Source organism: Pseudopedobacter sp. (assembly GCF_040392825.1).
In the GTDB taxonomy this organism is placed as follows: domain Bacteria; phylum Bacteroidota; class Bacteroidia; order Sphingobacteriales; family Sphingobacteriaceae; genus Pseudopedobacter.
In genome coordinates this window covers 1-4,886 of sequence record NZ_JBEBVH010000276.1, presented here as the reverse complement: position 1 = coordinate 4,886, position 4,886 = coordinate 1, and the positions used below count along the sequence as shown (strand labels likewise).

The window sequence follows — 4,886 nt, the reverse complement described above, 5'->3', positions numbered from 1 at the left end:
GTTGCCCAGCCATTTATAGGATATGTGGCAACGGGACTTGTCCCTGGATTATTACAAGTAATTACAGCAAAAGGTGATTCTTCAAAATCTATATCCTCAGTTGCCATAAACTGTATATATTCAAACCCTCCCAAATGTTTTTCCGTACCCCCGCTCACTAGCAGTTCACCCGCTGCTTTAGCATCAGCCCCCTTAGGATCTGCCATAAAACCAGTAATAATAATTTGAGATTTCGCCGAGCTTATACTTAAGCACAACGAAATAAAAAGTAGAATTCTTTTCATATTCTTTTATTAGGTTGGTTAATAATTATTTTGATAAAAGGGTAACACCTTTACCTTTTTCTATTTCATCTACTGTTGTATTATCAGCCATTACAAAATAATTTACTGATCTTTTTCTCTTCCAGGACTTATTTTTAGCGTCATACTCACCCCCCAACATCATAAATGCTCCTTGTTCTGCCGGATCTATGTAGGAGATTACATAGGTATTTTTTCCTTGTAAGAAGAAAGGTTGGGTTCCGGCGTTAGAGTTATAATTATCATTATCTGCTACTCTATATCCTCTCCCTAGAGCCTGGTTTAGAATGGTTGCCCTTCCTTTTCCTCCAAAGAACACAACATCAATTGGCTTGGAAGATTCTTCAACAGCTGTCCCAACAAATAAAGCTATTCCACCTGCATTTCCGCTGTTCGGCAAAAGACCTCCGGTAGCTTCGCCAAAACCATCTCCACTACCGTTTTTATAATCAATGGTTCTTATCCATTTGGCATCTTTAATATCGGTAGATTTCGATCCGTTAATTCTCTTGTTACTTCCACCGACATAAAAAAATTCACCTGCTTTCACATTTCCGGTATTCAAATTAAACTTATAAGTCCTTCCCCCGCCCGTAGCCCAACCGGTAACCGGTGCTTCTCCCGGATTCGGCATTGCAGTGCCTGCGTTTGTACAGGTAACTAAAGCATAAGATGTTTTTGCAAAATCTATATCTTCCGTCGCTAATAGCTGTATGTACTCATAATTAGCATCTGCCCCTTTTACATCGTTGGCTATACCTGTTATAATTATTTGGGCATTAGCATAGCCTGCCATAGCGATTATGGCCAAAAGCAATAATTCTTTTTTCATTTGTTTTAGATTTTTAGTGAATAACCGCCTGTCAATACTTCTCTTAGTACCAGGCGGTTATATTCAAGATGTTATTATTCTAGTTTTGTGAGACCATTTCCTGTTTCCAAATCGGCTATAGTAGACGTAGAACCTAAAGGAACATTTGTCATAACCCTTACTGTAGTCCATTGTTCTGAGGAAGCATTATAGGTTCCTCCTAGTTTTGCAAAATTTGTCGCTGCAGGAAATCCAAATATAAAGGTGTTATTTCCTTGCCTAAAAAACGGCTGTTCTGCGTTGGTTGTAGGATGCTTTATAGCATACCTATCGGTATTCGCAATCTTGTATCCTTGTTGCGGAGGACCAGCTGTATAAATCAAACCGCCTGTACCACCAAAAAAGATTGCGTCCAGAGGCGCGGTATTTTCATTTACAGTTGTTCCCAAAAATATGGCTATACCTGCGGGATTTCCACTATTAGCTAATAATCCACCTGTTTTTGTACCGAAATCCGCACCGTCAACATCCATATACATCACACTGGCAATCCAGTTAGCTGCACTTATATCGGTTGAACTTGAGCCCCAAATTTTCTTATTAGCCCCAACATAAAAGAAATGCCCCTTTGCTACTGTTCCCGAAGTCAGATTGATTTTATATGTTCTGGCTCCTCCTGTCGCCCAACCAAACTCAGGATACCCTCCTGGTAAAGTTGCTCCGGCATTATTACATGTTACCATGGAAAATGGAGTCATTTCAAAATCAATATCCTGGGTTGCCATAAACTGAACGTATTCATAATTTCCATCAGCCCCAGTTGGATCTGTTAAAAATCCAGTAATAATTATCGGTGTTTTACCAAGTGGAATATTAGGATCAACATCAACTCCAGTACTAACCATTTCATCAAAGGCTCTTGGCCAAACCCGTATGCTTTGCTCTTCCCCTTCATCTTCGATAAACACTATTCCACTTGTTACCGCTCTTTTAGGTAAGTTTTCTCCTGCAAAACTAGCTTCGGCTTCGGTATGGAGCAAGATTGTAGATCCTCCGCCATCATGAAAACTTTTGTCCCCTGCATAATCTTCTCCAAAAACCCGGTTAAAAATGCAACCGTATATTCTTACCAATGTACTCTCGTAAAAAGACGGATTCTTGGTTAGATTATCAACCGTAACACTTTGTAGTTTCGGAGTATTTCCTGAAGAGACTTTAGAAATGGCCTCTTTCAGTAGATTCTTTATCTGCAGAGAACCATTTACCTTTGTCAAAGTAGATCCTGCAATATTCACTACAATTGAATCTCCGGGTAAATAACTCGAAGCCTGTTCTCCTATCACAAGATTGATTCCTCTAACTTTAGCTGGTTGCCTTCCACTTTGCATGACAACTAATCCTGCCGGAACATTCTTATTTGCGTGATCAGAAATTACGATACCTACTATCTTCGTAGCACCATCTAAAGTATTGTTATCCAAAGTAACGTCTTGTCCTTTATAAAGTCGTCTTACCGTTTCTACATTAATAATCGGGCTGGGATAGCTATCTGCATCAGTCTTTTCTTCGCAGGAAGACCACATAAAAGACGTAAATGCCAGCAGTATATATATTATTCCCTTTTTCATAACATTTATCTTTAAATTTTATATTACGGTTTTTGCCACCAAACTTGTGTACTTATTTCATCTGGACCTTGCCTAGAAATCGCTATCTGATAATTAGCTCCGTTTGTCGACTGCAGATAAACAGGATAGTTTATTCTGGCAGGCATTACTTTATTATTACCTAATCCTAAGCCTTTAGGCAGATTGGGATGACCTGTTCTACGATATTCAAACCAGCTTTGCATATCAGTAAAAAACAAGGAATAATATTTCTGAACATGGATTAGCTCCATTTTGAAATCTAATGAAAAGTCGTTGTCCCAGGCTACACTTCCAGTCGTCAGATAATCAGCAGGAACAGTATATCCCCATAAAGTAATTCCGTTTGTAACACCAGATTCGTAATATTCTTTAGCTGTTTTATTCGTTATCCATCCTTTAAGGGCTGCTTCTGCCAGTATAAATTGTAGTTCAGAATAATTTAAAATATTTCCTAGCAAAGGCTCACTCATTAAAGCGTTAGGCAAAGCAGATCTAGCTTCGGGCGCCTGACCAATTGGATATCCACTTGGTACTCCTGCGTATTCTCCCTGATGCTTTGTAACCCATTTCTCTACTCTTGGATCTTTCCATTCATTCAGATTATCAACAAAAAAACTTGCAATTCTCGGAGTTGCCCAGTCTGCCGGGCGCCAGGTTGCAAACGGAGAAACGTAAGGAGAAGCACCTGTCCATCTTAAAATGGCAGATTCGGAATTATTTGCAATAATCGGGTATTCTGATGCTTTAGTTTCCACGATTTCCTTGATTTTTGCCGCAGCGTCAAACTCGGATTTTGCTGAAACTCTTAAAAGCAACCTTAGATACAATGAATTACCAAATTTACGCCATTTAGCAACTGACCCTCCATAAATTGGATCACTTGTCGCTTTTATTGTCCCTGTTCCAACTTCCTTCAACAAAACATTGGCCTGCTCAAGTTTGGTAAAAAGATCCTGATAAATATCTTTTTGCATATCAAAAGCTGGATTTAACAACCCATCTTTCCCTTGAAGCGAACTGAAATACGGTATTTCTCCATAAGTATCTGTCAAAAGAGAATATACCCATGCCTGACAAATCAATGCAATTCCCATATATCCTTTATTCAGTGTTCCTTCTCCCCCTCTATACACGTCTCTGAAGTTGGCCAATTGTACGAACCAGTTATTGTACATATAATCGGCCTCTGACCTACGCACTTCATATCTGAAAAGCTTACTGTCGCTATCTCCCATATTCACAGTAACTTGCATAAACTCATTGGTTATCCGCTGGCTTCTATTCATATTGACCGAAACTACAGATGTAATAGCAGGTGCTAAAAGCGCATCCGGAGTAACCATTTCACTTGTATTGGGATTTTTATTTATTTCCTTAAATCCTTTGGTACAAGATGTCGAACCTAGTATCAAAAGAGAATAAATTATATTTTTTATCTTCATGTTTTTACGCTTAAAATCCTACAATTAGATTCAAACCAAATGTCCTGGACGACGGAAACTGACCAATTTCAAATCCTTTGTTAATATCTCCATTACCCAAAGTCCCAAACTCTGGATCAAACACCGGCCAACTAGAAATAATGAATAAATCACGACCATAAATTGCCAGAGTCCCTTTTTGAAGTCCTAATTTCTTCAACATTTTTGCAGGAAGAGTGTATGAAAATCTAGCTTCTCTAAATTTTAAAAAGTCAGTCGAGTAAGAAGTTCCTTCTACATTATCGCCTCCATAATGCAATTTGTAATACGTTTCAATATCCGTCGCGATTTCCGTATTCGGGCTATAAGTACCGTCTCCATTACTTATCACTCCTTTTCCGATTACACCATTATAACGTCCTGGCAAAGTATTTTTTGTTTTTCCTCCTTCAGCCAGATTTCTCGCTGTTAAAGAAAAAGCCTTAGCCCCAAACTGAGCATCAAATAAGAAACTCAGACCATACTGCTTATAACGGAACTGATTATTTAAACTGGCCTTCCATTTTGGATTCGTATTTCCGATATAAACCATATCCTTAGTTAAGGTAGGATATCCATTCTCATATATGATTTGTCCATCTGGAGCACGATTATATCCAAGACCATAAAGATCTCCCATACTTCCTCCAATTGCTGCGATAAT

General features: G+C 38.7%; 3 protein-coding genes and 2 pseudogenes. All 5 read right to left on the bottom strand.

Going from position 1 to position 4,886, the window contains the following annotated elements:
- Nucleotides 1–284 (bottom strand): annotated as a pseudogene (locus tag ABWO41_RS15345) (hypothetical protein); the annotation flags it as partial.
- Between the two features lie 25 nt (nucleotides 285–309).
- Nucleotides 310–1,134, bottom strand: coding sequence for a hypothetical protein (locus tag ABWO41_RS15340; RefSeq protein WP_353139939.1), 825 nt, complete (start codon nucleotides 1,132–1,134; stop codon nucleotides 310–312).
- A 74-nt stretch (nucleotides 1,135–1,208) separates the two neighbouring features.
- On the bottom strand, nucleotides 1,209–2,741 hold the full coding sequence (locus ABWO41_RS15335; RefSeq protein ID WP_353139937.1) for a DUF5689 domain-containing protein: 1,533 nt from the start codon (nucleotides 2,739–2,741) through the stop codon (nucleotides 1,209–1,211).
- A gap of 23 nt (nucleotides 2,742–2,764) precedes the next feature.
- Entirely contained in the window at nucleotides 2,765–4,204 is a 1,440-nt protein-coding gene (locus ABWO41_RS15330; RefSeq protein WP_353139935.1) for a SusD/RagB family nutrient-binding outer membrane lipoprotein, read from the bottom strand.
- 10 nt (nucleotides 4,205–4,214) lie between these two features.
- Nucleotides 4,215–4,886 (bottom strand): annotated as a pseudogene (locus tag ABWO41_RS15325) (SusC/RagA family TonB-linked outer membrane protein); the annotation flags it as partial.

Bases quoted from the DNA above. Each gene is read 5' to 3' on its own strand.
- ABWO41_RS15340 (WP_353139939.1), bottom strand. From the start codon at position 1,134: ATGAAAAAAGAATTATTGCTTTTGGCCATAATCGCTATGGCAGGCTAT.
- ABWO41_RS15335 (WP_353139937.1), bottom strand. From the start codon at position 2,741: ATGAAAAAGGGAATAATATATATACTGCTGGCATTTACGTCTTTTATG.
- ABWO41_RS15330 (WP_353139935.1), bottom strand. From the start codon at position 4,204: ATGAAGATAAAAAATATAATTTATTCTCTTTTGATACTAGGTTCGACA.